Here is a 25,161-nt window from a genome sequence, read left to right as displayed (position 1 = left end):
TTTCATGCGGCGCGGTTCGCGCCGCTGCGTTTGATCGGTAAGGAGTACACATGAGCGCGCTATTTTTAGCCATTCCGTTGACCATCTTTGTGCTGTTTGTCGCCCCTATCTGGCTCTGGCTGCACTACAGCAACCGCCAGGAGCGGGGGAGTCAGCTCTCCCAGAGCGAACGACAGCGCCTGATGCAACTGAATGACGACGCGCAGCGGATGCGGGAACGCATTCAGGCGCTGGAACAGATTCTTGATGCTGAACATCCGAACTGGAGAGACAAATAATGGCAGTGACCTTTTCCGGGCGTAAATTGTGGCGTATCCCACAGCGCGGTATGGTGAAAGGCGTATGTGCCGGGATAGCGCAATACCTTGATGTACCGGTGAAGCTGGTACGTCTGATCGTGATTTTATCGATGTTGTTTGGCCTGTTTTTCTTCACCCTCGTGGCCTATGTGATTCTGACTTTCGCGCTGGATCCCATGCCGGAAGGCGCAGATCGGCAGGAAGCGTCCAGCGGTCATATACTGAATGAAGTGGACGCCGAACTGGCCGAAGGCGAGCAGCGCCTGCGCGCGATGGAGCGTTACATTACCTCCGACGCTTACACGCTGCATAGCCGTTTCCGTCAACTTTAACCCGTGATACGGGGTAAGGAGAAAGTCAGAGTGAAAGCGAGTTTGAACCACGCCGCTCGTAAAGCGGCTCCCGTTGCCCGGGTAGCCGGTAAGCTGGTACTGCTCACCGCGCTGCGTTATGGCCCGGCAGGCGTTGCCGGCTGGGCAGTGAAGTCGGTGGCCCGTCGGCCGCTGAAGATGGTGCTGGCGGTGGCGCTGGAGCCGCTACTTTCCCGCCTGGCTCACCGTTTATCCCGTCGTTTTTCGGCGCGTTAAGCGCCCGCGGCCGCTGTCGTTCTGACAGCGGCGTCCGCCTTCCGGATTACCATCAGGCCCGGGGTTTCCCCCGCACAGGCACGGGAAAGATGAGGAACCGGCGCCCATCGCGTAAACTAAGGTACCAGGATAAGCGTGCGTGGGTGACACAGGAGTGCTATGAAAAGAATAAAAAATGAACTGCAGGCGCTGATGAACCGTGGAATGGATCGGCATCTGCGTCTGGCGGTGACTGGCCTGAGCCGTAGCGGCAAGACGGCTTTTATTACCGCGATGGTTAATCAACTACTCAATGTCCATACCGGCGCGCGTCTGCCGCTGCTGAGCGCGGCGCGCGAAGAGCGTCTGCTGGGCGTAAAAAGAGTGCCGCAGCGTGACCTGGGCATTCCGCGCTTTACCTACGATGAAGGGCTGGCCCAGCTTTACGGTTCGCCGCCGGCCTGGCCCACGCCGACCCGCGGCGTCAGCGAAATGCGGCTGGCGCTGCGCTACCGCTCCGATGATTCCCTGCTGCGTCACTTTAAAGAGACCTCCACCCTGTGGCTGGAGATTGTCGACTACCCCGGCGAGTGGCTGCTGGATCTGCCGATGCTGGCCCAGGATTATCTGAGCTGGTCGCGCCAGATGACTGGCCTGCTGCAGGGCGATCGCGCCGAATGGGCGCGCCCGTGGCGTGAACTGTGCGCCGGGCTGGATCCAGAAGCGCCCGCCGATGAGAACCGGTTGGCGGCCATCGCCGCGGCCTGGAGCGATTACCTGATTAAATGCAAAGCGCAGGGGCTGCACTTTATTCAGCCCGGACGCTTTGTACTGCCTGGTGAAATGGCCGGCGCCCCGGCGCTGCAGTTCTTCCCCTGGCCGGACGTGGATGGCTGGGGCGAATCGAAATTGGCCCAGGCCGATAAAGGCAGCAATCTCGGAATGCTGCGCGCCCGCTATGACTATTACTGCGACAAGGTGGTGAAGGGGTTCTACCGCGACCACTTTCTGCGTTTCGATCGTCAGATTGTGCTGGTTGATTGCCTGCAACCGCTCAACAGCGGTCCCCAGGCCTTTAACGATATGCGTCTGGCGCTGACGCAACTGATGCAGAGTTTCCACTACGGCCAGCGTACCCTGTTCCGGCGTATGTTCTCGCCGGTTATCGATAAGCTGCTGTTTGCCGCCACCAAGGCGGACCATGTGACGCTCGATCAGCATCCTCATATGGTGTCGCTGCTTCAGCAACTGGTGCAGGACGCCTGGCAGAATGCCGCCTTTGAAGGGATTGAGATGGACTGCCTGGGGCTGGCCTCGGTACAGGCTACCCAGAGTGGCCTGGTGGAGTTGGATGGCGAGAAGATCCCGGCGCTGCGCGGTCATCGCCTGAGCGATGGAGAGCCGCTGACGGTCTACCCCGGCGAGGTACCGGAGCGTCTGCCCGGCGCCGCCTTCTGGGAACAGCAGGGCTTTCGTTTTGAACAGTTTCGCCCTCAGGTTATGGATGTGGACAGCCCGCTGCCCCATATTCGCCTTGATGCGGCGCTGGAATTTTTAATAGGAGACAAGCTGCGATGAATGATTCTCTGAAACCGCGCCGGGATTTCGCACAACCGCTGGCGGAAGAGAACCCGGAAGCGCTACGGGAAAATCGCACCTTCAGCGAGCCGGAAGCGGAAAAATTTATGCCCGCCCTGAATGAGCAGGAGGAGGCAGCGGAAGAGGGTCAGCCCGAGGTGGCGGTGGAAGCCGCGCTGCGTCCGCGCCGCAGCCTGTGGCGCCGCATGGTGGGGCTGGGTATTGGCCTGTTTGTCGTAAGCACGGTCGCTCAGGGCGTGCAGTGGGCATGGCAAGCCTGGCAGAGCCAGGACTGGGCGGCGCTGGGCGGTTGTGCCGCCGGGGGGCTGATTATCGCTGCCGGTATCGGTTCGGTGGCGGGGGAATGGCGGCGTCTGTGGCGTTTGCGCCAAAGGGCCGAGGCGCGCGACGAGGCCAGGGAGTTGCTGGCCAGCCACGCTTCCGGCAAGGGTCGCGCTTTCTGCGAGAATCTGGCGCAACAGGCCGGTCTGGATCAGAGCCATCCGGCGCTGCAACGCTGGCATGCCGCCATTCACGAAACCCAGAACGATCGCGAAGTAGTAGCGCTCTATGCCCGTATCGTACAGCCGGTGCTTGACGCCCAGGCGCGGCGCGCTATCAGCCGCTCTGCCGCCGAATCGACCCTGATGATCGCCGTCAGCCCGCTGGCGCTGGTGGATATGGCGTTTATCGCCTGGCGTAACCTGCGACTGATCAATCGCATAGCCGCGCTGTACGGTATTGAGCTGGGCTACTACAGTCGCATTCGTCTGTTCCGCCTGGTGTTGCTGAACATTGCCTTTGCCGGGGCCAGTGAACTGGTGCGTGAAGTGGGCATGGACTGGATGTCCCAGGATCTGGCGGCTCGCCTGTCTGCCCGTGCCGCCCAGGGAATTGGCGCCGGTCTGCTGACCGCAAGGTTGGGCATTAAGGCTATGGAGCTGTGCCGTCCGCTGCCGTGGATGGATGACGATAAGCCACGGTTGGGTGACTTCCGTCGTGAACTGCTGGGGCAGCTTAAAGAGACCATGCAGAAAGGAAAGGGTAAAAGCGCCGATAACCGCTGACTTTACACCAGAACGCCCGGCTTTGCGTCGGGCTGTCAATTTTTGTTGACAGATCCCTTCTGGGGAGGCCCCTTCTGGGGTATGATTCCGATATCCAATCATTGCTTTCGTGTGAGCGTCATTCCCATGCGTCTGGAAGTTATCTGTCAGGACCGTCTTGGCCTGACCCGCGAACTGCTCGATCTGCTGGTGCTACGCAGTATCGATCTGCGCGGTATCGAAATCGATCCTGTCGGCAAGATCTACCTCAATTTCGCCTCCCTGGATTTCACCTCCTTCAGTAGCCTGATGGCGGAGATTCGCCGTATTGCTGGTGTGACGGACGTGCGTACCGTTCCCTGGATGCCCAGCGAGCGTGAACATCGCGCCCTGAGCGCGGTGCTGGAGTCGCTGCCGGAGCCGGTACTGTCGCTGGATCTCAAAGGACGCATTGAACAGGCGAATCCGGCCAGCTGCGCGCTGTTTGGACAGGGCGTGGATAAACTGATTAATCACAGCGCCTCTACGCTGTTTGACGGTTTTAACTTCCCGCGCTGGCTGGAAGGAGAGCCCCACGAGTCCCATAACCGCCATGTGGCGATCAATGGCCAGAACTTCCTGATGGAGCTGACGCCGGTCTATCTCGATGGCGAAGAGGGCGATAACCTGCTGGTGGGGGCGGTCGTGATGTTGCGCTCCACGGCGCGGATGGGGCGCCAGCTACAGGCGCTGGACGATGTGGATCTCGAAGCATTCAGCCAGATAGTGGCGGTGAGCCCCAGGATGCGCGGCGTAGTGGAGCAGGCGCGTAAAATGGCGACCCTGAGCGCGCCGTTGTTGATTACCGGCGATACCGGTACCGGTAAGGATCTGCTGGCGCACGCCTGCCATCTGGCAAGCCCCAGAGCACGCAAGCCATGGCTGGCGCTGAGCTGCGCCTCTATTCCGGAAGATGCGGTGGAAAGCGAGCTTTATGGCGACGGCGCCACCGGCAAAAAGGGCTTTTTCGAGCAGGCCAACGGCGGCTCGGTACTGCTGGACGAAATCGGCGAAATGTCGCCGCGCATGCAGGTTAAACTGCTGCGCTTCCTGAATGACGGCACCTTCCGGCGGGTGGGGGAAGATCATGAAGTGCACGTGGACGTGCGGGTGATCTGCGCGACTCAGAAAAACCTGGTGGAGCTGGTGCAGAAGGGATTGTTCCGTGAGGATCTCTACTATCGCCTTAACGTACTGACCCTGAACCTGCCCGCATTGCGCGATCGTCCTCAGGATATTATGCCGCTGACTGAAATGTTCGTGGCGCGCCTGGCGGATGAACAGGGGCTGGCGCGGCCGCGGCTCTCCCCGGAACTGGCGGGCGTACTGACCCGCTATGGCTGGCCTGGTAACGTGCGTCAGTTGAAAAATGCCATCTATCGGGCGCTGACTCAGCTACAGGGCTATGAACTGCGCCCCCAGGATATCGCGCTGCCGGATTTCGATGCCGCCGCGTTACCCGTAGGGGACGAAGCGCTGGACGGCTCGCTGGACGACATCACCCGACGTTTCGAACGCTCGGTACTGGTGCAGCTTTATCGCTCCTATCCCAGTACTCGCAAGCTGGCAAAACGGCTGGGGGTTTCTCATACCGCCATCGCCAACAAGCTGCGCGACTACGGCCTGGGCCAGCGCCGCGGCGAAGAGTAAGTACAAAAAAACCGGCCCCTGGGGGGGCCGGTCTGCTATTCAGACGCTTGTCTGTTACAGCGCTTTCAGCGCGCTGTCGTAATCCGGCTCTTCGGTGATTTCGTTCACCAGCTGGCTGTAAATCACTTCATCATTTTCGTTCAGAACCACGACCGCACGTGCAGTCAGTCCTTTCATCGGACCTTCGGCAATCGCCACGCCGTAGTTTTCCAGGAAGGCAGGATCGCGCAGGGTGGACAGCGTTACCACATTATCCAGACCTTCAGCACCGCAGAAGCGCGCCTGAGCGAAAGGCAGGTCGGCAGAGATGCACAGGACCACAGCATTATCCAACTGGCCCGCACGCTTGTTGAACTCACGGACCGAAGCGGCGCAAACGCCGGTATCGATGCTCGGGAAAATATTCAGCACTTTGCGCTTACCGGCAAACTGCGACAGAGAAACGTCGGAAAGATCTTTCGCTACCAGGGAGAAAGGCTGTGCCTTACTGCCGGTCTTTGGGAATTCCCCATTTACGGCAACCGGAGCGCCCTTGAAATGAACAGTTTGGGACATAATTATCTTCCTGTTTACATATGTTTAACTAGCACTCTAGTGTATGACAACATTACCTTAATGAACATAGAAATATGAGACGGGGGCACAAAAGTGCACGCCCGCTATACTCCGGATAGCCTAACAGACAGGAATAACCCTAATGAGATCCGTCAGGATGTACCGTGAAGTGTGGCCGCTGCGTACGCCACTGTTTACCGCCCGCGGCAGCCGCAACGAGGCTGAAGTGGTGGTGGTGGAAATGGAAGAAGACGGCTGGCGCGGTGTGGGGGAGTGCGCGCCCTGGCGGCGTTTTGGCGAAAGTGTACCATCGGTGATGGCGCAAATTGCCAGTATTCTGCCCCATTTGGAACGTAGGATGACCCGGGAGCAGCTGCAGCAGACTCTGCCGCCAGGCGCTGCCCGTAACGCCGTGGACTGCGCCTTCTGGGATCTGGATGCCCGCCGCGCCGGACAGAGCCTGGCGGAATATGTGGGCGTGCAACTGGATTCAGCGGTGGAGAATGCCAGCACGCTGCAACCCGATGAACCACCCCATATGGCCGCTGCCGCCCGGGCGCGCTATAACCGGGGCGCCCGGCTGTTCCGGATTCGTCTGGACGACAGGCTAATCAGCGAACGGCTGGTGGCGATCCGAGAAGCGGTGCCGGAGGCCACGCTGATGGTCGATGCCAGCGAAACCTGGCACAGTGACGGCCTGGCGGCTCGCTGTCAGTTACTGGCGGATCTTGGCGTCGCGTTGCTGGAACAGCCGCTGTCGGCCCGGGATGATGCCGCTCTGGAGAATTTTATCCATCCATTGCCAATCTGCGCCGATGAAAGCTGCCATACCCGCAGCAGTCTGAAGGCGCTGGCGGGGCGTTACGAAGCAATTAATCTCAAACTCGACAAATGCGGTGGGTTGACCGAAGGGCTGGCCCTGGCTGCGGCCGCCAGGGAGCAGGGCTTCGAACTGGTGCTGGGCGGCGCCAGCTGTACTTCACGAGCCGTGTCGGCGGCTCTGCCGCTGGCACCACAGGCGCGCTATGTGGATCTGGAAGGACCGGACTGGCTGGCGGTGGATGTAGAGCCGGGGCTGCGCTATGAAGGCGGGCGTATTTTGCTGGACTAGCGCGAGCCGTCTCGCAAATCATTAATAACAGTGGTGGATAAAATGGTGGCGCATCAGTCGGCTGAATAAAATAACGGCGGGTGCTTAAGGCTGTCTGCCTTAAGCATTGGTGGAAGGCAGGCAGAGAAAAGCCCCAGGTGACGTTTATTATCAACCTGAGGCTAGTCCGCATGCTCGACACATGCAGGTTAGCTTCTTACAGACCACCCGGTCAAGGAGTAGCCGACGATGAAACAGCAGAAGGCGATACTTGTCGCTCTGATCGTTATCTGCATCACAGCGTTTATGGTGGTGCTGGCGATGAGGAAAGATCTTTGTGGAGTCCGCATCCGAAGCGGTCACATGGAGATTTCTGTTTTCACTGCCTGCATAGCTCTTAAGTAAGGTAACCCGGCGGGGAAAGTTCCCCGCCGTATCATGCGTTCGCGCAGCGCTTTAAGCACCCGTCTTTTATTCTGCGTTTTCGGTCCAGCACAGCAGGCGCAGCAGCGGCTCCAGGTAGCGTTCGCTGGCTTCGTCGGCAGAAATAGCTGGCAGCTCCGCCGTAATGCATGGCAGGCCGAGATCGCCGCACCAGCTGCCGAAGGAACCGGGCGTTTCGTATCCGACGCTGGCGACCAGCGGCAGCCCGAAGGCCTCAGCCATCCATTCGCTGAGCGTACCGGTATGGGGGTCTTCAATACAGCTTAGCGGATCGTGAAATGAGACGACCCAGGCGGGATGCAACTGGTGGATAAGTGCACACAGCGCCAGGGTTTCCGGTTCACTGGCGGGCGTTTCGCCGGTGGAAAGTACCACGTCGCGTCTGTCGGCCAGGCTGTTCCAGCGGTAATGAGTCTCACCCTGGCGCCAGTTGGCTGCCGGAAAATTGCGGTTGATATCAACGCCGCGGGCGTTGGCGCGCAGCCCCAGCTGGCAGCCGTCCGGATTCACAGCCAGTACCACATGATGGCGGCGCAGCGGCGGCGCCAGAGTGCGCAGCGCACAGGAAAGGCTGACCATAGCGGCGTTTTCATCGCCGTGGGTACCGGCGATAATCAGCCCGCTGTCGGCATCGGCGCGCGGGGCGGGGAACCATAGCAGCGGCGCGCCGAGTACCGACTCGCCGTAGCGTTCGATGCCCGGGGGCAGGGGGCCGCGCTGTGAACGGGGCAGACGTGTACTCATAGGGCCTTCCTTTTCCTGTTCCTGATTTTATTAAAGCAGCCGGTGATGAAAAAGCCACCGCTTACGCTCCGGGCTGAACAACGCTGCCCCTTCAGCGCGCAACAATTGACTGAGTTAATTGATTTTTTGCGTCTGGTCTGCTGTTATCGGCAACATCACGTTTGTCTTAAGGGCCGTTAATGAAAAACGTACTTCGCTATTCCTGTTGCGCGCTGCTGCTGGCCGGCGCGTTTCCTTCCGCGTATGCGGCGGATGTACCTGCCGGGGTGACGCTCGATACCCGCCAGGAGCTGGTTCGTCATCTGAAGGATGAACCCGCTTCGCTGGATCCGGCTAAGGCCGTTGGGCTGCCGGAAATTCAGGTCATTCGCGATCTGTTTGAAGGGCTGGTCAATCAGGATGAGAAGGGGCAGCCGGTACCGGGTGTTGCCAGCAAATGGCAGAGCAACGATAACCGGGTCTGGACCTTTACGCTGCGTAACGACGCCCGCTGGTCCGATGGAACGCCGGTAACGGCACAGGATTTTGTGTACAGCTGGCGCCGACTGGTGGATCCGCAAACCACGTCGCCTTTCGCCTGGTTCGCCGGTCTGGCGGGTATTCTGAACGCCCGCGACATCGCCGACGGGAAAGTGGCACCCGATAAACTGGGAGTCAGCGCGGTGAATGCCCACCAGCTTCGGGTACAACTCGATCGCCCGGTGCCGTATTTCCCTGCGCTTGCCGCCAGTTTTGCGTTATATCCCGTGAAGCAGGCCAATATTGAGCGCTTTGGCAAGGCCTGGACTCAGCCGGGAAATCTGGTCAGTAACGGCGCCTTTGTGCTACGCACGCGGGTAGTGAATGAAAAGCTGGAGCTGGGCCGCAATCGTCAGTACTGGGATAACACGAAAACGGTGCTCAATAAGGTGACCTTCCTGCCCATCAATCAGGAGTCCGCGGTGACCAAGCGTTATCTGGCGGGGGATATCGATATCACCGAATCCTTCCCCAAACAGCTCTACCGCAAGCTGACGAAGGAGATTCCGGGGCAGATTTACACGCCGCCCCAGCTTGGCACCTACTACTACGCGTTTAATACTGAAAAAGGGCCAACGGCCGATGTCCGGGTGCGTCAGGCGCTCAGTATGACTATCGATCGACGTATCATCGCTGACAAGGTGCTGGGAACCGGTGAAAAACCGGCGTGGCGCTTTACGCCGGATGTAACGGCAGGCTTTACGCCGGAGCCATCGCCGCTGGAGGGAACCCCTCAGCCGGAGCTGAATGCGCAGGCGAAAACGCTGCTTCAGGCGGCAGGCTATGGTCCCGGACGGTCGCTGAATCTGACGCTTCTGTATAACACCTCGGAAAACCACCAGAAGATCGCCATTGCCGTGGCCTCAATGTGGAAGAAGAATCTGGGCGTTCAGGTAAAACTGCAAAATCAGGAGTGGAAAACCTATATCGACAGCCGCAACAGCGGTAATTTCGACGTAGTACGCGCGTCCTGGGTGGGGGACTATAACGAGCCTTCCAGCTTCCTGACGCTGCTGACTTCAGGCCATAGCGGCAATATCGCCCGTTTTCACGATCCCCGTTACGATAAGGTGCTGAACCAGGCAAGCCTCGAAGTGGACGGCGAACGACGCAATCGCGACTATAACGCGGCAGAGAAGATCCTACAGGCTCAGGCGCCCATCGCGCCGATCTATCAGTATACCAACGGACGATTGATTAAACCCTGGGTAAAGGGTTACCCGATTAATAACCCGGAAGATGTTGCCTACAGCCGCACTATCTATATTGAAAAACACTAACGCTTTAGCGCGCTGGCCTTTTACTGCTGGCGCGAATTTGCAGGGTGGATGGCAGCTCGATAATCTGCTGCTGTCCATTGCCCGCCAGCCGTTCCAGAAGGGTTTTACCGGCCAGGGTTCCCGCTTCTTTCCAGGGGAACTCGACGGAGGTTAACGCCGGTGAGCAGACGGCGGCGAGAGTACCGCCGCTAAGGCTTGCCAGTGCCAACCCATCGGGCACTTTCAGACCGGCGTTATGGCAGGCCATAATGCAGCCGCAGGCAATCTCGTCCGAAGTACAAATCAGCGCATCCAGTTCCGGCCAGGTAATACGAATATCCCCCAGCAGGCTGAATCCTGTCGTGATCCCGGACGGAAGGTGAGGCGTGACCACGCGGTGCGGCGAGTGGCTAATCGACAGCATGGCACTGTTCCAGCCCCCCAGAATCTGGCGAAACATCACATTATTCGAGGCGGTGCAGAGCAGTCCCAGATTTTTATATCCCTCCTGTGCCAGTGAATTCACCAGCTTTTTGATGGCGGCGGCGTAGTCGACACCAATGCTGACGCAGGCGGCCTCGTGGTTAATGGCGCCAATCTCAACAACCGGAATCCCGGCGTTAGCCAGCATTTGTGAACAGCTATCGATGTTGTCGATATTAAACTGGACAATGGCGGCTGGATTGTAAGCCAGCATCTGCTGAAAAGCTTTTTCTTCGCTCTGTCCCCCCTGGCCGGACTCAATAAACATCATGGTATAGCCCTGACGTGACAGCACCTCTTGCAGGGTTTCGGAAGCGGCGATAAATCCCGGCACTGAGAAAGAGGGCACAACGCCCATAACAAGGCTGGAATCGGCGGAAGCCAGACTGCGCGCCTGCAGATTGGGGACATAGCCCAGTTCATTCACTGCTGTCTCAATACGTGTACGCAGTTCTGGATTCACTTTTTCGGGCATCCGTAGCGCACGGGATACGGTCATGGTACTGACGCCAACCAGCTTTGCGACCTCTGCCAGTGTGATCTTGCCGGTGTTCTTTCTGCGTTTTTCTTTTGAGCCGTCGTCCGTTGGTAACGTCTGCACGGATGCCCTCCTGTTAGTTATTTCTGGGGCTCTATTGTAAATGATGTTCTCTCGTTTGAGCATTGTAAAACCGCAAATCGTTGAACATGCTGATCAATGATGTTAGCGATAACAAAATTTTTAACATTATCTTGTGTTAGCGCTAACTTTGCGATGCGGATCACGGTAAGCAGCGAATTTATTCCTCTATAGTAGGCCCACTTAAATACAGCGCGAGGCAGTTATGCTTACGACCTGGTTGCCCGAAGAAAATATTCAATTCGTTGATGCCGTCAATGACTGGAAGCAGGCAATAAATTTATCTGCGGCTCCCTTATTAAAAAGCAGAGCGATTACTGAACAATATCTGGAAGCCATTTTAAAAAGTCATCAGGAGCTGGGGCCGTATTATGTTCTGGCTCCGGGGTTGGCGATGCCGCATGCCCGGCCGGAACAGGGGGTAATAAAAAATGGATTGTCACTGCTGCATATAAAAGAGGGTGTATCCTTTGATGCGCGCGAAAATGATCCAATTTATGTTGTTATTATGCTATGTGCACTGTCGGGTGATGAACACATTCGCATGATTAGCGCACTGGCAGAGGTTTTCAGCGATGAAATGCGTCTGGAAGGACTTCTGAAAGCAGAGACAATGCATGACATTCAATGTGTTATAACCAACCGGTGAGGTAAGGAATGAAAAAGATTCTGATTGTTTGCGGTAATGGTCTGGGCAGTAGTTTTATTGTGGAAATGAATGTTAAAAAAATTATCGGCGAGCTGAATAAACAGGCTGATGTTTCTCATACCGATCTGACTTCGGCAAAAAGTGAAACCGCAGATATTATCCTGAGTGCGCAAGATATTGCTGAGCAGTTATCCGGCCATTCAGCCCGGGTATTTGGCTTAAGCAATCTTCTGGATAATAACAAAATTAAAGAGATCCTTGCCGAAAACCTGTAATTAATAGTGTTTGGCCCCACGGAGTCATTCTATGCTGCAATTTATTATTCATGATGTGCTTGGCACACCAGCAATACTCGTCGGCTTATTTTCGCTAATTGGTCTGTTGCTGCAGAAAAAAGCATTTTCAGATGTAGTTTCCGGCACGCTGAAAACCATTATGGGGTTTGTTATTTTAACCTCTGGTGCGGCGATTATCGCCACCACCCTGGCAACATTTAGCCAGCTATTTGAGCATTCGTTCCATATTCAGGGGGTAGTGCCGAATACCGATGCGATGGCGGCGCTGGCCCAGAAGAACTACGGCACGGCTACGGCGATGATAATGGTGCTCGGGATGCTGTTTAATATTGTCCTGGCCCGTATTACTCCGTTGAAATATATCTTCCTGACCGGTCATCACACGCTGTATATGGCGGCGATGCTGGCGGTTATCCTCTCTGTCGGCGGTCTTTCACTGCCGTGGGTGGTGACCATAGGGGCTCTCATTCTTGGTGTGATGATGGTGGTTTCGCCAGCGATCCTGCAACCCTTCACCCGTAAAATTACCGGCACCGACGATCTGGCGCTTGGACATTTTGGCTCTACCGGTTATCTGCTGTCGGCGCTGGTAGGTAAAGCCGTTGGTAAGGGAAGCCCGTCGATTGAAGAGTTGAAGGTGCCCAAATCGCTGAATTTCTTGCGGGATTCTTCGGTGGCTATTTCGCTGACCATGATGATTTTGTTCCTGGTACTGGTCGTTGTGGCAGGCAAAGAATTCGTGGAAAGCAGCGTCAGCGAAGGTCAGAATTTCATCGTGTTCGCTATTATCCAGTCGCTAACCTTTGCTGCCGGGGTATGGATCATTCTTGCCGGGGTACGCATGGTCATCGCCGAAATTGTTCCTGCCTTTAAAGGTATTGCCGACAAGCTGGTAAAAGATGCCAAACCGGCGCTGGACTGCCCGACGGTATTTCCCTTCGCGCCGAACGCTGTCATTGTTGGCTTCCTGGCAAGCTTCGCGGCCGGTCTGGTCAGTATGTTCCTGTGTCCGTTGTTTGGGTTGAGTGTGATTGTTCCAGGCCTGGTGCCGCACTTCTTCTGCGGCGCGACGGCAGGGGTTTACGGCAACATTTGTGGTGGACGGCGCGGTGCAGTGACTGGCGCCTTCGCCCAGGGGCTATTGATCTCTTTCCTGCCAGCCATTCTGCTGCCGCTGATGGGCGATCTGGGATTGGCTTCCACAACCTTCGGCGATGCTGACTTTGGTGTGGTCGGTATCGTACTTGGACATATTGTGGCCTGGTTTAATTAATCGTTTTACTGGAGGTGAGTATGGCGGCTAAATTTTCGCCCTCGTTAATGTGTATGGATTTAACGCAATTCCGGGAACAAATTACGGCAATGAACAGCCGGGCAGATTTTTATCATGTTGACATCATGGACGGCAATTACGTCAGAAACATTACACTGTCGCCGTTCTTTATTGAGAACCTGCGCAAAATAACCGAAGTCCCCATTGATGTTCACCTGATGGTCAATCATCCGGAGGATATTATTCCGCTGTGCCTCGACGCAGGGGCGGACATTATCAGCTTCCATCCGGAAACGGCGAATAACAAGATCTTCCGCCTGCTCAACCAGATTAAAGACGCGGGTCGTCGCTGCGGCGTGGTGCTGAATCCTGCCACGCCAGCTCAGGCGATTCGCGAGTATGCACATCTGCTGGATAAAGTCACGGTGATGTCGGTTGATCCGGGCTACGTTGGTCAGAAATTCATTCCGGAATCGCTCAATAAAATCAGTCAGTTGATTGAAATGCGTGAAAAAAATGGCTGGCATTATTTGACGGAAATCGACGGCTCGTGTAATGAAAAAACCTTCAACGTTATTGCGCAGTCCGGCGTTGATGTCTTTATCGTTGGCACCTCCGGGTTGTTCTCACTGGCGGGAAACGTCAGTGAGGCCTGGGATAAAATGGTCGCAAATTATCGGCGTGAAACGGCGGCATAACATTTAATGTGCTCACTGTGAATTAAGATATTTCTTGGCAATGTTACTGTTATTAGTGACTTTCCGAACAGGGCAACTCCTGATGCGGTTATCCTTCAGTACCGCCGTTGTATGTTTACTGCGCAAGTGGCGTAATAAAACCACATAGAAATCAACCTGGACATTTTGTCGATTGGCGATATCCTGCACCTGTGCTAACTTTCTATTTGCGGGGTTTCAAATTCTTAAGCTCCGCCAGAATGTAAATATGAAACGATAAGTGAGGAAACAGTGGGTATTCTTTCCTGGATTATTTTCGGTTTGATCGCAGGTATTCTGGCCAAGTGGATTATGCCGGGCAAGGACGGCGGTGGTTTTATTATGACCGTGGTGCTTGGTGTTATCGGTGCCGTCGTGGGCGGTTGGATCAGCACTCTGCTCGGCTTCGGTAAGGTTGACGGCTTTAATATCGGCAGCTTTGCGGTGGCGGTAATCGGCGCGCTGGTCGTGCTGTTTATCTACCGCAAAGTGCGCAGCTAATCTGACTTAGCGGCCTGGAAAAACCCGCTGCGGCGGGTTTTTCTTTGCCTGATGCCTGGCTAAAAAATGCGCAAATCGTGGTATAATGACGCGTTGATTCTCGCGTATGGAGGATGTTATGGCTTCAGGTTGGGCCGCCGACGGTGCGGTACAGGATCAAATCGACAGCACGGTACGGGATGCGGTTGAACGGGCGCGTAGCGAGCTTCCGGCAGGGGAAAGCCTGCATTTTTGTGAAGAGTGTGACGAACCCATTCCCGAGGCGCGACGCAAGGCGATTCCCGGCGTGCGTCTGTGTGTGCTTTGTCAGCAGAAGGTGGACAACCAGCGCGCCGCCTGATCCGGATACAACCGGCGTGGCTCAAAAGACAGCCAGCTCCGGTAGCGTCTGCCAGACCAGTAAAATCGTCCGCCTGTGCGGGCGATTTTTTTTGCCTGCGTCATCATGGGGTTGCTTAACAAGCTGGTCGGTCTAGACTGAAACCGTTCGATTATTTTTTGTGATGAGGATTGGATGTGGATGTCATAAAGGGAGAGCAGCTGGATGTCCCGGATGCAGTATTTGCACTGCGTCTGGACGGTAAGGGGGGCGTTAGTGACATCGCTAACGATACGGTTTTCGACAGTGAACACCCCTGCTGGCTGCACCTGAACTATACCCGTAGTGAAAGTCAGCACTGGCTTGCCACCACGGCACTGCTGCCGGACACCGTGCGCGACGCGCTGGCGGGCGACAGCACCCGGCCCCGGGTCTCCCGTCTGGGTGAGGGAACCTTTATTACGCTGCGCTGTATTAACGGCAGTACCGACGAACGCCCGGATCAACTGGTGGCGCTGCGGGTATATATCGATGAACGTCTGATAGTCTCTACCCGGCGACGTAAGGTTCTGGCGCTGGACGATGTGATTAGCGACCTGAATCAGGGAACCGGGCCGACCAACAGCGGCGGCTGGCTGGTTGAGGTCTGTGATGCGTTGACCGATCACGCCACGGAGTTTATCGACCATCTGCACGATAAAATCATGGACCTCGAGGATCAGTTGCTGGACCAGGAGGTGCCGCCGCGCGGAGTGTTGGCGCTGATCCGCAAGCAGCTTATTGTGATGCGGCGCTATATGGCGCCCCAGCGCAATGTCTATACCCGGCTTGTCAGCGAGCGTCTGAACTGGATGGATGACGATAACCGGCGCCGAATGCAGGATATCGCCGACCGCCTCGGGCGCGGTCTGGATGAGATAGACGCCTGTATCGCCCGAACCGCGGTGATGGCCGACGAAATAGCCCAACTGATGCAGGAATCACTGGCGCGCCGTACTTATACCATGTCGGTCATGGCGATGGTTTTCCTGCCCACCACCTTTCTGACCGGGCTGTTCGGCGTTAATCTGGGTGGCATTCCCGGCGGCTCGTGGCACTTTGGTTTTGGACTGTTTTGCGTGATGCTACTGGTGCTTATCGGGGGTGTTATCTGGTGGTTGCGACGAGGTAACTGGCTGTAAAAATAAGGAATTAATTTGCTGGCTAACCACAAAAGGGGAGTAAACCTGATCGAGGTCAATAAACCTGGTGCCGGATCGCGGCACTATCTCTCTCGCAGGTGAATGCAACGTCAAGCGATGGGCGTTGCGCTCCATATTGTCTTACTTCCTTTTTTGAATTACTGCATAGCACAATTGATTCGTACGACGCCGGCTAAATTAGTCGGCTTTTTTTTGTCTGCGATAAGGTGCGGGAAGCCCCCCCGAAACCGGGGAGGCGAGGGCGGTTACTTAATTTCCACTACGTCCAGGCGCTGCAAAGGCTGCTCTGCTTCATCATCCGCCTGCCAGCCCACCGGCTGCTGAGGCAGTTCTTCGCGATCGAACGCCAGATCGCCACCGTCCACCACTTCACTACCGTGAGTGATACCGGCAAAGTCAAACAGCGCGCTGTCGCACAGGTGTGAAGGCACCACATTCTGCATGGCGCTGAACATGGTTTCGATACGGCCCGGATAGCGTTTATCCCAGTCGCGCAGCATCTCGGCGATAACCTGACGCTGCAGGTTAGGTTGAGAGCCACACAGGTTGCAGGGGATGATCGGGAAGCCTTTGGCTTGCGAGAAGCGTTCGATATCTTTTTCGCGGCAGTAGGCCAGCGGGCGGATAACGATATGTTTACCGTCATCGCTCATCAGCTTGGGCGGCATTCCCTTCATCTTGCCGCCATAGAACATGTTCAGAAACAGGGTCTGCAGAATATCGTCGCGATGATGACCCAGCGCGATTTTGGTGGCTCCCAGTTCGCTGGCGGTACGGTACAGAATACCGCGGCGCAGACGTGAGCAGAGCGAACAGGTGGTTTTTCCTTCCGGAATCTTCTCTTTGACGATGCCGTAGGTATTCTCTTCCACGATCTTATACTCAACCCCGATACTTTCCAGATACTCCGGCAGGATATGTTCGGGGAAGCCCGGCTGTTTCTGATCGAGATTCACCGCGATCAGGCTGAAGTTGACCGGGGCGCTCTGCTGCAAATTGCGCAGGATCTCCAGCATGGTGTAGCTGTCCTTGCCGCCGGAGAGGCACACCATAATCCGGTCGCCTTCCTCAATCATATTAAAATCGGCGATCGCCTCGCCCACGTTGCGGCGCAGGCGTTTCTGGAGCTTGTTGAGGTTGTATTGTTCTTTCTTGTTAACTTGCTGAATTTCTTGCATTTTTTATCGATCTCAAAAACCAAAAGGGGCATATAAGGGGCAAAAATTTTTTAGATGGCCAGCCTGGCGTTCAGCATATCTACCTGAGCGCCGTTCATTTCCTCTATCCACGTAGCATAGATCTCATACACCATCTGCGCGTTCTCATGCCCCATCTGGTTCGCTATGAATGATGGGTTAGCGCCAGCCGACAGCAGCCAGCAGGCGAACGTGTGGCGAGTATGGTACGGATTACGACGACGAATTCCAGCGCGTTTTACTGCTGCATTCCACCGGCTGCCGATGCTCGATAATGAGTAGTGCGGTTTTTGCTCGCCATTTTTCATCTGGGCATAAAAACGAACCTGACTTTTTGTTGTTCTGTATTGCCATATTCGCGGTGATGAAAGGTGATTTGCGCCTTCGGTTTAGCGCTGTCAGCTCGCGCTGTGCCTTCAGGGCATCAAGTGCTGGCTTAAGCAGGGCGATCGTCCTGTCTCCCGCAATTGTCTTGGGTGGGCCAAATGTTCCAGGCGCCGTAAGGTTGCGTCTGACGTGCACAGTGCCATTTTCCAGATCGATGTCTTCCCATGCCAACTCCGCCAGTTCTCCATGCCGCAGGCCGGAATAGACGGCGAATTTCCACAGGTTTTGACTCTGGCCCTTTTCGCTTTCCATCAGGTGGGCTAATTCTTCCTGTGTCAGTGGATCTGGCTTAGTCCTGACTCTCTTCAATTTTTTTACCCCCTCATACGGTTTGTGTGAGATGAAGCCTGAGTGGTGAGCAAAGCGGAGCAGGGAACATAGTAACGAGATGTAGTTATCGACCGTTCGCACAGTTCTGCCTGTCTTGTTTCTGCGGATCTGTTCGTCATAGAAATTATCACCGTGAAGCAATCCTGTTCGATAGCCCAGGATATCGCTGCGTCTGATTGTAGCGATGGGGGTTGTACCGTTTACAATGTGCGTCAGAGATCTTAACTGTGATTTCGTCTTTCTTAGCGTGTTTGCTGTTAATTCGATCTCTTTCGCTTTTATCCATACTGCGCATAAATCATCGAATGTTCGGACATCTTTTGTTGTCACCGTTTTTACAGCTTTGCGGGAAGAGGGGAATCTAGCCTGATAGTCGAACTCACCGAGATTTATTTCACTGGTAATTAAAGAGCGAAAGTTACCGGCCTTCTTTATATTGGCAGGGGTGACAGTCCACCCCTTAAGAATTTCACGGCACCGTTTACCCCTGAACATGAACCAGATGCAAATGCTTTTTCCTCTGATTTCTACACCTTTGGGTAATGCTGCCATAATTACGAGTCCTGAATAAACTTGTTAATTCCTGGGTAGTTGTACCAGGTCGTCCCTCTTTTGCTTTCTGAATTCCCCTTCGGGGAAACTCGTTTGAAATGCACTCCTTCGATCCAACATTCCTGTCGGTAATTTTCTATTTGCCGCTTTCCGAGTCCTGTTAATGCGGTCAGTCCTGCTTCAACTAGCGGGGTATGAAGGACAGGGGGCGACAGCAAATTCTATCGCCAGTCGCTTGGTAAGAAATGCCAGGGTATCCCGTGCAATTCGCTGGCTCAGGGACAGGCGCCAGAAACGCCATGCAGCTGACCTTGACGAACTCGTACATCAGCTAATGGCCATAGCCACCGCAGACCCGAACGAACTGACACAGTATCGCAGGGTTAACCGACTCCAAATTCCGGGTTGTAATCAAAGCGCGCTGTATTAAAAACTTCTCACGCTGCACGCTGGATAGTGTTGAAAACGCATGTGAACAACTATTTGGTAGTGGTCTTTATATAAAAGCGCTCATTGATGTGGCGAATCTTGGTGATAGTGTAAATGTCATTGTTGGTGCGGCTCAGGGGTCAACGATATTTGGTGATCAGATGCTGACTGCCAGTGGCGGTGGCTCAGGCTCATCGTATGCTGCCAGCTCTCCCGCTGCGGGCGCATTTTCTGCCGGGACTTTTGGCGGTGGTGCGACTATGGGAGCGGGAGTGACCACCGGACTGGCCTCCGTGCTGGGTATGAATGGGGGTTACGCCTTTGCGGTCTCAGACCGGTGTCTTATTCCGGGGAACGGCGGTGATACGCCTTTTGGGCGAGGGGGGATGTTCAGAGGGAAGCTGGATGAAGCGGGTGTTGATGGAACGGGGTTTGGTAGCGGCGGCAGCGGCTCAGGAAAGACCCTGAATTCAGAAACCGGTTTTCCCGGCGGTAAGGGTGCGCCGGGGATGGTGATTATCTATGAATATTCGTGAGGCATGATATGCAATACGCAGTAGTGATTGATGGTGTGGTGGATAACCTGATTATGGCTCCGGAGGGATTCAGCATTGACGGCGCGGATCTGGTGGCGCTGGATGAAGATGCGCGCGTCCGGAGCGGGGATGTTTATCAGGATGGTGAATTCCGGGCTGTGGAGACAGAATAATCCGAAGAGGGGGGCGTGACAGTCGGAGCTGACGACAGGATGATGCCTGTGTTGGTCCATGGATTGCTCCATCAGTGCCTTTTTTAGTATATTCAGTAAGAAAGATGAACATAGTTTCCGCCAGCCTTCGGGCTGGCTTTTTTTATGCCCGTCAGCCGGAACGAAGTGGCCCGCAGTATCGCAGGCCGTTTTGATGCTGGTCACCAGTAGAGCCCGGAACATTAGTATCTCGAACACCCTGAGCATCCATAAACAGCCTTCTAACAGCCAGGTTTTTCTGAGGATTACTTTGCTTCGTTTTGTGCTGCTTCTTGTCTGAACTCATCAATCGTGTCACGCATGTTGCTTAGACATTCTGCGGCTGGAGTTCCGGCCTTTTCCAGCGCCGGTTCTGCCTTCGCGAAATACTCCTCAATCTTCATCTGATTCGCATGTGTGATTATAGGTATACCGCATACCATTGATGTTCCGAAGCGCTGCTTTAAGGGATCTGCGCTCTTGTCTAGTGAGTTGGTTGCGTTAATTACAGATACTGGATCTTTAATCAACGCGATGCTAAGCGCTGTCGTCAGTTCTTCTGTATGCTCAGCGTCGAGGGTATCACCAATGATGTCAATTTTCCCCGGAAATGCCTGGAGCGCTTTATTATCAGCCCGTTCTATCAGTTGAATATAAACTTTCCATTCGCTTGAAGATGCCACGCAGGAGGATGAGATAATGCAGGCGGTCAGCAAAATAGTTCGCCAAATCATCTTACTACCTCAAGTGTCCTGTCTGTTGATTGGATGATTTTTGTGCGGATAGCTGGCCCGAGTATTATGCAACCTTCAGAGGCGAATCCAGGTGCTTTCGGCGGTTTCCTCTCTCCATGGATACGAAACAAAGAGCGCCCATAACTTTCGCCAGATGTCTGCGTTAAAATTATGGTGAATGGCCCCTTTGAACTGGTATGCCCGCCAATACGCCAGGTACCGCGAGGAATTGGCCCCATCCCCTTAACGTGCTGCCGGTCTGGATTGTTTTTGTTAGTCAGATTCCCCGAATAACCTTTACCGATTAACTTACCGTTGTGCCACAACTCGCCGGTACTCTGGTGGTATATCCATGCCATGTGTTGTTCTCCTATGCCGCGCTGCGCTCTTTCCAGGAATCAGAGTGAATGATATTGCCGTCCTTGTAGGTCCAGGTGATTTTTTCATACATCATTTCGAGCACCTCAAGATGATCATGACGTTCGTAGTCAGGGTCTTTAATATCATCCATAAATGGTACGACACATGTGATGCGGGCATTCTCAAGAAGTACGTTAAAGTATTCTTCTTCCTGTCCGGCGTAATTAATGCGATAGAATTTAAGTTCGGCAGACTTTAAGCGCTTTCCGGAACTAACGAATTGATAAAGGTACGGACTGGAAGAATCCAGCGCTTTGGTCAGGATAAAGGGCGCATGTTCGCGAGTGGCCGTTATCTTACCAGACAAGTTATCTGTTGGGAGAGATACGCAGTGAGCCAGTGCTGTTATCTCTATGCTGTACATCAACAGAGCCTTTGATATCCGCGCCACCATCATCTTTAAGCCACATATAAGCCGGTATTGCCATATCCAGATCCTTCTATTTCCATGTTATTTGTGTGATTTTAAAGTACACAAATTGATGACCGATTAGCAAAGGAAATGAATGAGTGAGTATGGAATGGTGGTGATGCCGCGTATCGATATTAACGCTCACGCTCCGGGCAATTATTAGTCTGGTTGCCCCTGGTGTGTCGGGGGCAAAAATGGGGGCAAAAGGGGCATAAAAATAGGAAATCAGTGTGGATTAACGTAGCAGGTGAAATAACGTACTTGATTGATTTTAAATAAAAATAAAATGTTTTCAGTCAGTTAAAAAAATGACTGATTTACATTGAGGTTGTATTGCTCTTTCTTGCTAATCTGTTGGTTATCTTGCATTTATCTGTATTTCAAAACATCGAAAAAGGGCGGCTCAGTAGGGTGAGTGTAGCGCCAGGACGGCTTCTGCGCCCCACACCCGGCGTCGCTGCTCTCTGGCCGCGGTACGCGCCCGGCATCCTGCGGACGGCGTAAAAAAGGTTAGCCCCATGGGCAAATGCGTGATGCGTATGGTACGGATTACGGCGCTGAATGCCAGCGTTTTACGGACGCATTTGCCTGCCTGTGGGTTGGAAGGAGAAGGTCAGTCATAACATAGATCAAACCCTTCTATGATTTCCCTTCCACCAGGTGCTGTACCGTTTAACACTTGCCCTGGTTCAGATAATAACAATCAAAGGTGATGGGGATGGCACTGGCACGTTCGTTGCGGATGCGCGACTTAGTCATTATGGGATTACTGTTTATTGGTCCGGCGGCGCCGGTGGGGCTATTTGGCACGCTGGATGCCACCAGCGGCGGGGTGGTGCCGCTGGTGTATGTGGTGGCGACCGTGGTGATGGGCTTTACCGCATGGTCTTATGCGCTGATGTCGCGGGCGGTGCCCAACGCCGGGGCGGTTTATGCCTATACCCGGGAAGGGATTAACCCCCGGGTGGGTTTTATCGCTGGCTGGATTATTCTGCTGGATTATCTGTTTATTCCGGCGGTGGCTTATCTGTTTAGCGGTATTTCATTAAATGCGCTGGTGCCCTCGGTGCCGGTCTGGGCCTGGACGCTGCTGGCCGTGGTAGCGACCACGGCTCTGAACCTGACCGGGCTACATAAGACCAGAAAAGTGACCATGACGGTGCTGATTGCCGAAGTGATTGTGCTGGCGCTGATTCTGGCCGGTGGACTGTGGGTGCTGTGGCAGCAGGGATTTAACCGACCGCTGCTGGCGCCTTTTATCGGGATCGATGGGGTAAACAGCAGTGCCGTTTTGACCGGGGTATCCGTGGCGGTTCTCTCTTATCTGGGGTTCGATGCTATTTCAACTTTTGCCGAAGAAAACCAGGGTTCCCGCAATCAGCCCGGTCGGGCGACTATGTGGTGTCTGATCCTGGCCGGGGTGCTGTTTGTAGCTCAGACCTGGCTGGGGGCGCTGCTCAGCCCCTGGGACAGTCAGACGCTCCAGCAGCAGCCCGAGCTTCAGGGCAAGGCATATTATGTGATTGTCGGCGACACTATTTCCCCATGGCTGGGCGATGCACTGGCCTTTGTGAAGGCGCTGGGCGCTGCTTTCTCTGCAATGGTGGGGCAGGCGGCAGCGGGGCGGTTGTTGTTCAGCATGGGGCGCGCGGGTGCCCTGCCTGGCTCCCTGAGTCAAATTGGCAAGCGTAGCGGGTTACCGGTCACTGCGCTGCTGGCCGCTGCTGCGGTCAACACCGTACTGGCGGTGATCGCCGCCAGCGTCGATAACGGGCTGTCTCATCTGGTCTCTTTTGTAGATGTGGGGGCGATTTGCGGCTTTATTCTGCTGCATTGCTCGGTGATCGGCCTGTTTCTGGTGAAACAGCGCCAGCGTAGTCTGCGCTCGCTGCTGGCTTGCGGGCTGATGCCGCTCTTTGGGATCGCGGTGCTGGTGCCGGTTCTGTTCCATATTCACGCCCCGGCGCTGGTGGCCGGGGCGCTCTGGTTAGTGGTGGGGCTGGTGATACTGTGGCGCCGCCAGGGGCACGCTACAGCCGCTTTTTAAGGTAATAAACCGACTGGCCGTCGCCGGGAAAGTCTTCCAGGGTCATCTGCAACTCATAGCCCAGCTTCTCGTAGAAGGGGCGGGCCTGAAAGCTGAAGGTATCCACCAGCGCAAACCGGCAGCCCTGTTCCCGTGCACTCTGTTCGGCGGCCTGCATTAGTTGGCTGCCTGCGCCGCTACCGCGCAGAGCCTCATTAACCCACAAAAAATGGATGGAAAGCCAGTTACCCTTACGTGAAGCGATAAGCCCTGCCTGCGCCCGACCGGCATCGTCATGCATAAATACGCTTAAATCGCCCCAGTTGCTGCGGTCGATAAATTGCGAATTGTAGCTGCTCAGCCCTTTGTAAAGCGCTTCCCTGTCTCGTTCATTAATGGCATTGCTTACCGTTATCTTCATGCTGTGCTCCGTTGGTGGCTGTGCTAAAGCATTTGTAACACAGCCCGGAGGGATAAAACTATCCCCCCGGCACAGGCGTCATTTAGCGTAGCGGTTCGCGGGTGTTAACGCCGTTCACCAGCCGGGTGATACCCAACGGATTTGCGTCTTTCAGGGCATCCGGCAGCAGCGCCTGGGGATAGTCCTGATAGCAGATCGGGCGCAGGAAGCGGTCGATAGCGAGGGTTCCGACCGAAGTACCGCGCGCGTCCGAGGTGGCAGGCCAGGGGCCACCGTGCACCATGGCATCACACACCTCCACGCCGGTAGGATAGCCGTTAAGCAACAGGCGACCGGCTTTCTCTTCCAGCAGGCTCACCAGCGCCTGACAGTCGCGCAAATCGTCCGGCTCGGCAATTAGCGTTGCGGTGAGCTGGCCATGCATTCCCAGTAGCGCCTGATGTAACCCCTGGGCGCTACTGGCCTCCACCGCCACGGTAGCCGGGCCGAACACCTCTTCCTGTAACAGCTCATCGCCGTTAGCCAGCAGTGTGGCATCAGCCTTAAACAGCCATGGGGATGCCTGATTATCATCGCGCGCTTCACCGGCAAGCGTTTCAATCTGTGGATGCTGGCTCAGTCGGTTCAACCCCTGGCGATAGTGTTGCAGGATCCCGGCATTCAGCATCACCTGCGCCGGGCGGCTGGCTATTTCATCGCGCAGCGCCGCCAGGAATTCGGTGTATTCCGGGCCTGCCACGCCGACAATCAGTCCCGGATTGGTACAGAACTGGCCGCAGCCCAGCACCACGGAATCCGCCAGCTCCCGGGCTATCTGCGGGCCGCGGCGGCGCAGGGCTTCTGGCAGCAGGACGATAGGGTTGATGCTGCTCATTTCGGCAAAAACCGGGATCGGCTGTGGTCGGCTGGCCGCCATATCGAAAATGGCCCGACCGCCGCGCAGCGAACCGGTAAAGCCCACCGCCTGAATTGCCGGATGTCTGACCAGCACTTCGCCGATGGTGGTGCCGTATATCATGCTGAACACGCCTTCTGGCATACCGGTCTGGCGGGCGGCGCGGGCGATGGCGTCGGCAACGTATTCCGCTGTTGCCATATGACCGGTGTGAGCCTTAAACACCACCGGACAGCCCGCCGCCAGCGCGGCGGCGGTATCGCCCCCGGCGGTAGAGAACGCCAGCGGGAAGTTGCTGGCGCCAAAGACGGCTACCGGCCCCACGCCGAGCCGCGCCTGGCGCAGATCGGAGCGCGGTAACGGCTGTCGGTCCGGCAATGCCGTATCGATACGTGCGCCAAGATAGTCGCCGCGCCGCAGTACGGTGGCAAACAGCCGCATCTGGCCGCTGGTGCGCCCCCGTTCGCCGCGTAGCCGGGCTACGGGAAGGGCGGTCTCCCGACTGGCAAGCGTCAGAAACTCATCGTCCAGGGCATCCAGCTCGTCGGCGATGGCTTCCAGAAAACGGGCCCGCTGTTCCGGCGCCAGACGACTGTAGGCGGTAAACGCGTTGCGGGCCGCTTCACAGGCCGTGGCGGCTTCCTGTTCGGTGGCCTGATAAAAACGCCACGGCAGCGCTTCGCCGCTGGTCGCGTCCAGGCTTTCCAGCACCGTATCGCCCTGGGCGCTGCGTTCTGAGCCAATAAAGTTGTAACCGGTAATCTTCATGACGGAATACTCATCTT

28 protein-coding genes and 4 pseudogenes are annotated in these 25,161 nt (G+C 55.6%); 21 read left to right on the top strand and 11 right to left on the bottom strand.

The features are described 5' to 3' along the window. Positions 1-50: 50 nt before the first annotated feature. The 6 genes from pspB to tyrR all read left to right on the top strand — a co-directional run bounded on the left by pspB (position 51) and on the right by tyrR (position 5,178). Positions 51-278, top strand: coding sequence for an envelope stress response membrane protein PspB (gene pspB / locus FEM41_RS18805; protein WP_138097712.1), 228 nt, complete (start codon positions 51-53; stop codon positions 276-278). Next, the gene (gene pspC / locus FEM41_RS18800; RefSeq protein ID WP_138097711.1) at positions 278-631 is read left to right on the top strand and encodes an envelope stress response membrane protein PspC; all 354 of its coding nucleotides are present in this window, start codon (positions 278-280) and stop codon (positions 629-631) included. Before pspB ends, pspC begins: the two co-directional genes overlap by 1 nt. Before the next feature lie 30 nt (positions 632-661). Further along, positions 662-886, top strand: coding sequence for a phage shock protein PspD (gene pspD / locus FEM41_RS18795; protein ID WP_138097710.1), 225 nt, complete (start codon positions 662-664; stop codon positions 884-886). Positions 887-1,045: 159 nt separating this feature from the next. After that, complete coding sequence (locus FEM41_RS18790; protein ID WP_138097709.1) at positions 1,046-2,443, top strand: YcjX family GTP-binding protein; 1,398 nt, start codon at positions 1,046-1,048, stop codon at positions 2,441-2,443. Further along, positions 2,440-3,510: a TIGR01620 family protein gene (locus FEM41_RS18785; RefSeq protein ID WP_138097708.1), complete on the top strand. Its 1,071-nt coding sequence runs from the start codon at positions 2,440-2,442 to the stop codon at positions 3,508-3,510. Before FEM41_RS18790 ends, FEM41_RS18785 begins: the two co-directional genes overlap by 4 nt. A 126-nt stretch (positions 3,511-3,636) precedes the next feature. Next, complete coding sequence (gene tyrR / locus FEM41_RS18780; protein ID WP_138097707.1) at positions 3,637-5,178, top strand: transcriptional regulator TyrR; 1,542 nt, start codon at positions 3,637-3,639, stop codon at positions 5,176-5,178. Positions 5,179-5,232: 54 nt separating this feature from the next. Here tyrR and tpx read toward each other — a convergent pair whose 3' ends face one another. After that, a complete protein-coding gene (gene tpx, locus FEM41_RS18775; RefSeq protein WP_138097706.1) occupies positions 5,233-5,733 on the bottom strand; it encodes a thiol peroxidase in 501 nt (166 codons plus the stop codon). A 142-nt stretch (positions 5,734-5,875) separates the two neighbouring features. Here tpx and ycjG point away from each other — a divergent pair, with 142 nt between their 5' ends. Beyond that, on the top strand, positions 5,876-6,844 hold the full coding sequence (gene ycjG, locus FEM41_RS18770) for an L-Ala-D/L-Glu epimerase (RefSeq protein WP_138097705.1): 969 nt from the start codon (positions 5,876-5,878) through the stop codon (positions 6,842-6,844). 228 nt (positions 6,845-7,072) lie between these two features. Further along, complete coding sequence (locus FEM41_RS18765; protein ID WP_138097704.1) at positions 7,073-7,228, top strand: Hok/Gef family protein; 156 nt, start codon at positions 7,073-7,075, stop codon at positions 7,226-7,228. Positions 7,229-7,294: 66 nt separating this feature from the next. Here FEM41_RS18765 and mpaA read toward each other — a convergent pair whose 3' ends face one another. Then, positions 7,295-8,011 carry a murein tripeptide amidase MpaA gene (mpaA, locus tag FEM41_RS18760; RefSeq protein ID WP_138097703.1) on the bottom strand — a complete coding sequence of 239 codons (717 nt, stop codon included), beginning with the start codon at positions 8,009-8,011 and terminating at the stop codon, positions 7,295-7,297. A 179-nt stretch (positions 8,012-8,190) separates the two neighbouring features. On the opposite strand from mpaA, the gene FEM41_RS18755 reads away from it, so the two are divergent. Then, entirely contained in the window at positions 8,191-9,810 is a 1,620-nt protein-coding gene (locus tag FEM41_RS18755) for a peptide ABC transporter substrate-binding protein (protein ID WP_138097702.1), read from the top strand. A gap of 4 nt (positions 9,811-9,814) precedes the next feature. Here FEM41_RS18755 and FEM41_RS18750 read toward each other — a convergent pair whose 3' ends face one another. Next, on the bottom strand, positions 9,815-10,873 hold the full coding sequence (locus tag FEM41_RS18750) for a LacI family DNA-binding transcriptional regulator (RefSeq protein ID WP_138097701.1): 1,059 nt from the start codon (positions 10,871-10,873) through the stop codon (positions 9,815-9,817). A 223-nt stretch (positions 10,874-11,096) separates the two neighbouring features. Here FEM41_RS18750 and FEM41_RS18745 point away from each other — a divergent pair, with 223 nt between their 5' ends. From FEM41_RS18745 to zntB, 7 genes are all read left to right on the top strand, one after another. After that, entirely contained in the window at positions 11,097-11,540 is a 444-nt protein-coding gene (locus FEM41_RS18745) for a PTS sugar transporter subunit IIA (RefSeq protein WP_138097700.1), read from the top strand. Positions 11,541-11,548: 8 nt separating this feature from the next. Beyond that, entirely contained in the window at positions 11,549-11,815 is a 267-nt protein-coding gene (locus FEM41_RS18740) for a PTS sugar transporter subunit IIB (protein WP_138097699.1), read from the top strand. 31 nt (positions 11,816-11,846) lie between these two features. Then, the gene (locus FEM41_RS18735) at positions 11,847-13,109 is read left to right on the top strand and encodes a PTS ascorbate transporter subunit IIC (RefSeq protein ID WP_138097698.1); all 1,263 of its coding nucleotides are present in this window, start codon (positions 11,847-11,849) and stop codon (positions 13,107-13,109) included. A gap of 20 nt (positions 13,110-13,129) precedes the next feature. Then, positions 13,130-13,807 (top strand): D-allulose 6-phosphate 3-epimerase, encoded by a 678-nt coding sequence (gene alsE, locus FEM41_RS18730; protein ID WP_138097697.1) that lies wholly within the window; start codon positions 13,130-13,132, stop codon positions 13,805-13,807. Between the two features lie 270 nt (positions 13,808-14,077). Further along, entirely contained in the window at positions 14,078-14,326 is a 249-nt protein-coding gene (locus FEM41_RS18725; RefSeq protein ID WP_138097696.1) for a GlsB/YeaQ/YmgE family stress response membrane protein, read from the top strand. Positions 14,327-14,444: 118 nt separating this feature from the next. Further along, a complete protein-coding gene (locus tag FEM41_RS18720; RefSeq protein ID WP_138097695.1) occupies positions 14,445-14,666 on the top strand; it encodes a DksA/TraR family C4-type zinc finger protein in 222 nt (73 codons plus the stop codon). A 176-nt stretch (positions 14,667-14,842) separates the two neighbouring features. Continuing rightward, positions 14,843-15,826: a zinc transporter ZntB gene (gene zntB / locus FEM41_RS18715; protein ID WP_138097694.1), complete on the top strand. Its 984-nt coding sequence runs from the start codon at positions 14,843-14,845 to the stop codon at positions 15,824-15,826. Between the two features lie 266 nt (positions 15,827-16,092). On the opposite strand, the gene ttcA is transcribed toward zntB, so the two are convergent. From ttcA to xisR, 3 genes and pseudogenes are all read right to left on the bottom strand, one after another. Continuing rightward, on the bottom strand, positions 16,093-17,025 hold the full coding sequence (ttcA, locus tag FEM41_RS18705; protein ID WP_138097692.1) for a tRNA 2-thiocytidine(32) synthetase TtcA: 933 nt from the start codon (positions 17,023-17,025) through the stop codon (positions 16,093-16,095). A 50-nt stretch (positions 17,026-17,075) separates the two neighbouring features. Continuing rightward, a pseudogene (locus tag FEM41_RS18700) lies at positions 17,076-18,312 on the bottom strand (Arm DNA-binding domain-containing protein). 2 nt (positions 18,313-18,314) lie between these two features. After that, on the bottom strand, positions 18,315-18,530 hold the full coding sequence (xisR, locus tag FEM41_RS18695; protein ID WP_138097691.1) for an excisionase family protein: 216 nt from the start codon (positions 18,528-18,530) through the stop codon (positions 18,315-18,317). On the opposite strand from xisR, the pseudogene FEM41_RS18690 reads away from it, so the two are divergent. From FEM41_RS18690 to FEM41_RS24620, 4 genes and pseudogenes are all read left to right on the top strand, one after another. After that, positions 18,494-18,700 (top strand): annotated as a pseudogene (locus FEM41_RS18690) (terminase small subunit); the annotation flags it as partial. The gene xisR and the pseudogene FEM41_RS18690 sit on opposite strands and share 37 nt — an antisense overlap. Then, positions 18,687-18,758, top strand: a pseudogene (locus FEM41_RS25210) (hypothetical protein); the annotation flags it as partial. The pseudogenes FEM41_RS18690 and FEM41_RS25210, both read left to right, overlap by 14 nt. A 144-nt stretch (positions 18,759-18,902) precedes the next feature. Then, the gene (locus FEM41_RS24970; RefSeq protein WP_241666521.1) at positions 18,903-19,277 is read left to right on the top strand and encodes a hypothetical protein; all 375 of its coding nucleotides are present in this window, start codon (positions 18,903-18,905) and stop codon (positions 19,275-19,277) included. 8 nt (positions 19,278-19,285) lie between these two features. Next, the gene (locus FEM41_RS24620) at positions 19,286-19,450 is read left to right on the top strand and encodes a hypothetical protein (RefSeq protein WP_168198826.1); all 165 of its coding nucleotides are present in this window, start codon (positions 19,286-19,288) and stop codon (positions 19,448-19,450) included. A 284-nt stretch (positions 19,451-19,734) separates the two neighbouring features. On the opposite strand, the gene FEM41_RS18680 is transcribed toward FEM41_RS24620, so the two are convergent. The 3 genes and pseudogenes from FEM41_RS18680 to FEM41_RS18670 form a co-directional block, all read right to left on the bottom strand. Further along, positions 19,735-20,202 (bottom strand): hypothetical protein, encoded by a 468-nt coding sequence (locus tag FEM41_RS18680; protein WP_138097689.1) that lies wholly within the window; start codon positions 20,200-20,202, stop codon positions 19,735-19,737. Further along, positions 20,199-20,561: a tlde1 domain-containing protein gene (locus FEM41_RS18675; protein ID WP_138097688.1), complete on the bottom strand. Its 363-nt coding sequence runs from the start codon at positions 20,559-20,561 to the stop codon at positions 20,199-20,201. Before FEM41_RS18675 ends, FEM41_RS18680 begins: the two co-directional genes overlap by 4 nt. Positions 20,562-20,572: 11 nt before the next feature. Beyond that, positions 20,573-21,050: pseudogene (locus FEM41_RS18670) on the bottom strand (Hcp family type VI secretion system effector). A gap of 702 nt (positions 21,051-21,752) precedes the next feature. On the opposite strand from FEM41_RS18670, the gene FEM41_RS18665 reads away from it, so the two are divergent. Then, positions 21,753-23,081: an APC family permease gene (locus FEM41_RS18665; protein ID WP_241666520.1), complete on the top strand. Its 1,329-nt coding sequence runs from the start codon at positions 21,753-21,755 to the stop codon at positions 23,079-23,081. Here FEM41_RS18665 and FEM41_RS18660 read toward each other — a convergent pair. Further along, complete coding sequence (locus tag FEM41_RS18660) at positions 23,065-23,481, bottom strand: GNAT family N-acetyltransferase (protein ID WP_138097686.1); 417 nt, start codon at positions 23,479-23,481, stop codon at positions 23,065-23,067. The two genes, FEM41_RS18665 and FEM41_RS18660, sit on opposite strands and share 17 nt — an antisense overlap. An 82-nt stretch (positions 23,482-23,563) precedes the next feature. Then, positions 23,564-25,144 (bottom strand): aldehyde dehydrogenase (NADP(+)), encoded by a 1,581-nt coding sequence (locus FEM41_RS18655; RefSeq protein ID WP_138097685.1) that lies wholly within the window; start codon positions 25,142-25,144, stop codon positions 23,564-23,566. Between the last annotated feature and the right edge of the window lie 17 nt (positions 25,145-25,161).

It is taken from the genome of Jejubacter calystegiae (assembly GCF_005671395.1).
Classification (GTDB): Bacteria; Pseudomonadota; Gammaproteobacteria; order Enterobacterales; family Enterobacteriaceae; genus Jejubacter; species Jejubacter calystegiae.
The sequence above is the reverse complement of the archived record's forward strand: the minus strand, read 5'-3'. Positions and strand labels throughout refer to the sequence as shown.

What these genes read in the sequence shown, in the direction of transcription:
- pspB (WP_138097712.1), top strand. Translation starts at nt 51, where the DNA reads ATGAGCGCGCTATTTTTAGCCATTCCGTTGACCATCTTTGTGCTGTTT.
- pspC (WP_138097711.1), top strand. Translation starts at nt 278, where the DNA reads ATGGCAGTGACCTTTTCCGGGCGTAAATTGTGGCGTATCCCACAGCGC.
- FEM41_RS18790 (WP_138097709.1), top strand. Translation starts at nt 1,046, where the DNA reads ATGAAAAGAATAAAAAATGAACTGCAGGCGCTGATGAACCGTGGAATG.
- FEM41_RS18785 (WP_138097708.1), top strand. Translation starts at nt 2,440, where the DNA reads ATGAATGATTCTCTGAAACCGCGCCGGGATTTCGCACAACCGCTGGCG.
- tyrR (WP_138097707.1), top strand. Translation starts at nt 3,637, where the DNA reads ATGCGTCTGGAAGTTATCTGTCAGGACCGTCTTGGCCTGACCCGCGAA.
- tpx (WP_138097706.1), bottom strand. Translation starts at nt 5,733, where the DNA reads ATGTCCCAAACTGTTCATTTCAAGGGCGCTCCGGTTGCCGTAAATGGG.
- ycjG (WP_138097705.1), top strand. Translation starts at nt 5,876, where the DNA reads ATGAGATCCGTCAGGATGTACCGTGAAGTGTGGCCGCTGCGTACGCCA.
- FEM41_RS18765 (WP_138097704.1), top strand. Translation starts at nt 7,073, where the DNA reads ATGAAACAGCAGAAGGCGATACTTGTCGCTCTGATCGTTATCTGCATC.
- mpaA (WP_138097703.1), bottom strand. Translation starts at nt 8,011, where the DNA reads ATGAGTACACGTCTGCCCCGTTCACAGCGCGGCCCCCTGCCCCCGGGC.
- FEM41_RS18755 (WP_138097702.1), top strand. Translation starts at nt 8,191, where the DNA reads ATGAAAAACGTACTTCGCTATTCCTGTTGCGCGCTGCTGCTGGCCGGC.
- FEM41_RS18745 (WP_138097700.1), top strand. Translation starts at nt 11,097, where the DNA reads ATGCTTACGACCTGGTTGCCCGAAGAAAATATTCAATTCGTTGATGCC.
- FEM41_RS18740 (WP_138097699.1), top strand. Translation starts at nt 11,549, where the DNA reads ATGAAAAAGATTCTGATTGTTTGCGGTAATGGTCTGGGCAGTAGTTTT.
- FEM41_RS18735 (WP_138097698.1), top strand. Translation starts at nt 11,847, where the DNA reads ATGCTGCAATTTATTATTCATGATGTGCTTGGCACACCAGCAATACTC.
- alsE (WP_138097697.1), top strand. Translation starts at nt 13,130, where the DNA reads ATGGCGGCTAAATTTTCGCCCTCGTTAATGTGTATGGATTTAACGCAA.
- FEM41_RS18720 (WP_138097695.1), top strand. Translation starts at nt 14,445, where the DNA reads ATGGCTTCAGGTTGGGCCGCCGACGGTGCGGTACAGGATCAAATCGAC.
- ttcA (WP_138097692.1), bottom strand. Translation starts at nt 17,025, where the DNA reads ATGCAAGAAATTCAGCAAGTTAACAAGAAAGAACAATACAACCTCAAC.
- FEM41_RS24970 (WP_241666521.1), top strand. Translation starts at nt 18,903, where the DNA reads ATGCTGACTGCCAGTGGCGGTGGCTCAGGCTCATCGTATGCTGCCAGC.
- FEM41_RS24620 (WP_168198826.1), top strand. Translation starts at nt 19,286, where the DNA reads ATGCAATACGCAGTAGTGATTGATGGTGTGGTGGATAACCTGATTATG.
- FEM41_RS18680 (WP_138097689.1), bottom strand. Translation starts at nt 20,202, where the DNA reads ATGATTTGGCGAACTATTTTGCTGACCGCCTGCATTATCTCATCCTCC.
- FEM41_RS18675 (WP_138097688.1), bottom strand. Translation starts at nt 20,561, where the DNA reads ATGGCATGGATATACCACCAGAGTACCGGCGAGTTGTGGCACAACGGT.
- FEM41_RS18665 (WP_241666520.1), top strand. Translation starts at nt 21,753, where the DNA reads ATGGCACTGGCACGTTCGTTGCGGATGCGCGACTTAGTCATTATGGGA.
- FEM41_RS18660 (WP_138097686.1), bottom strand. Translation starts at nt 23,481, where the DNA reads ATGAAGATAACGGTAAGCAATGCCATTAATGAACGAGACAGGGAAGCG.
- FEM41_RS18655 (WP_138097685.1), bottom strand. Translation starts at nt 25,144, where the DNA reads ATGAAGATTACCGGTTACAACTTTATTGGCTCAGAACGCAGCGCCCAG.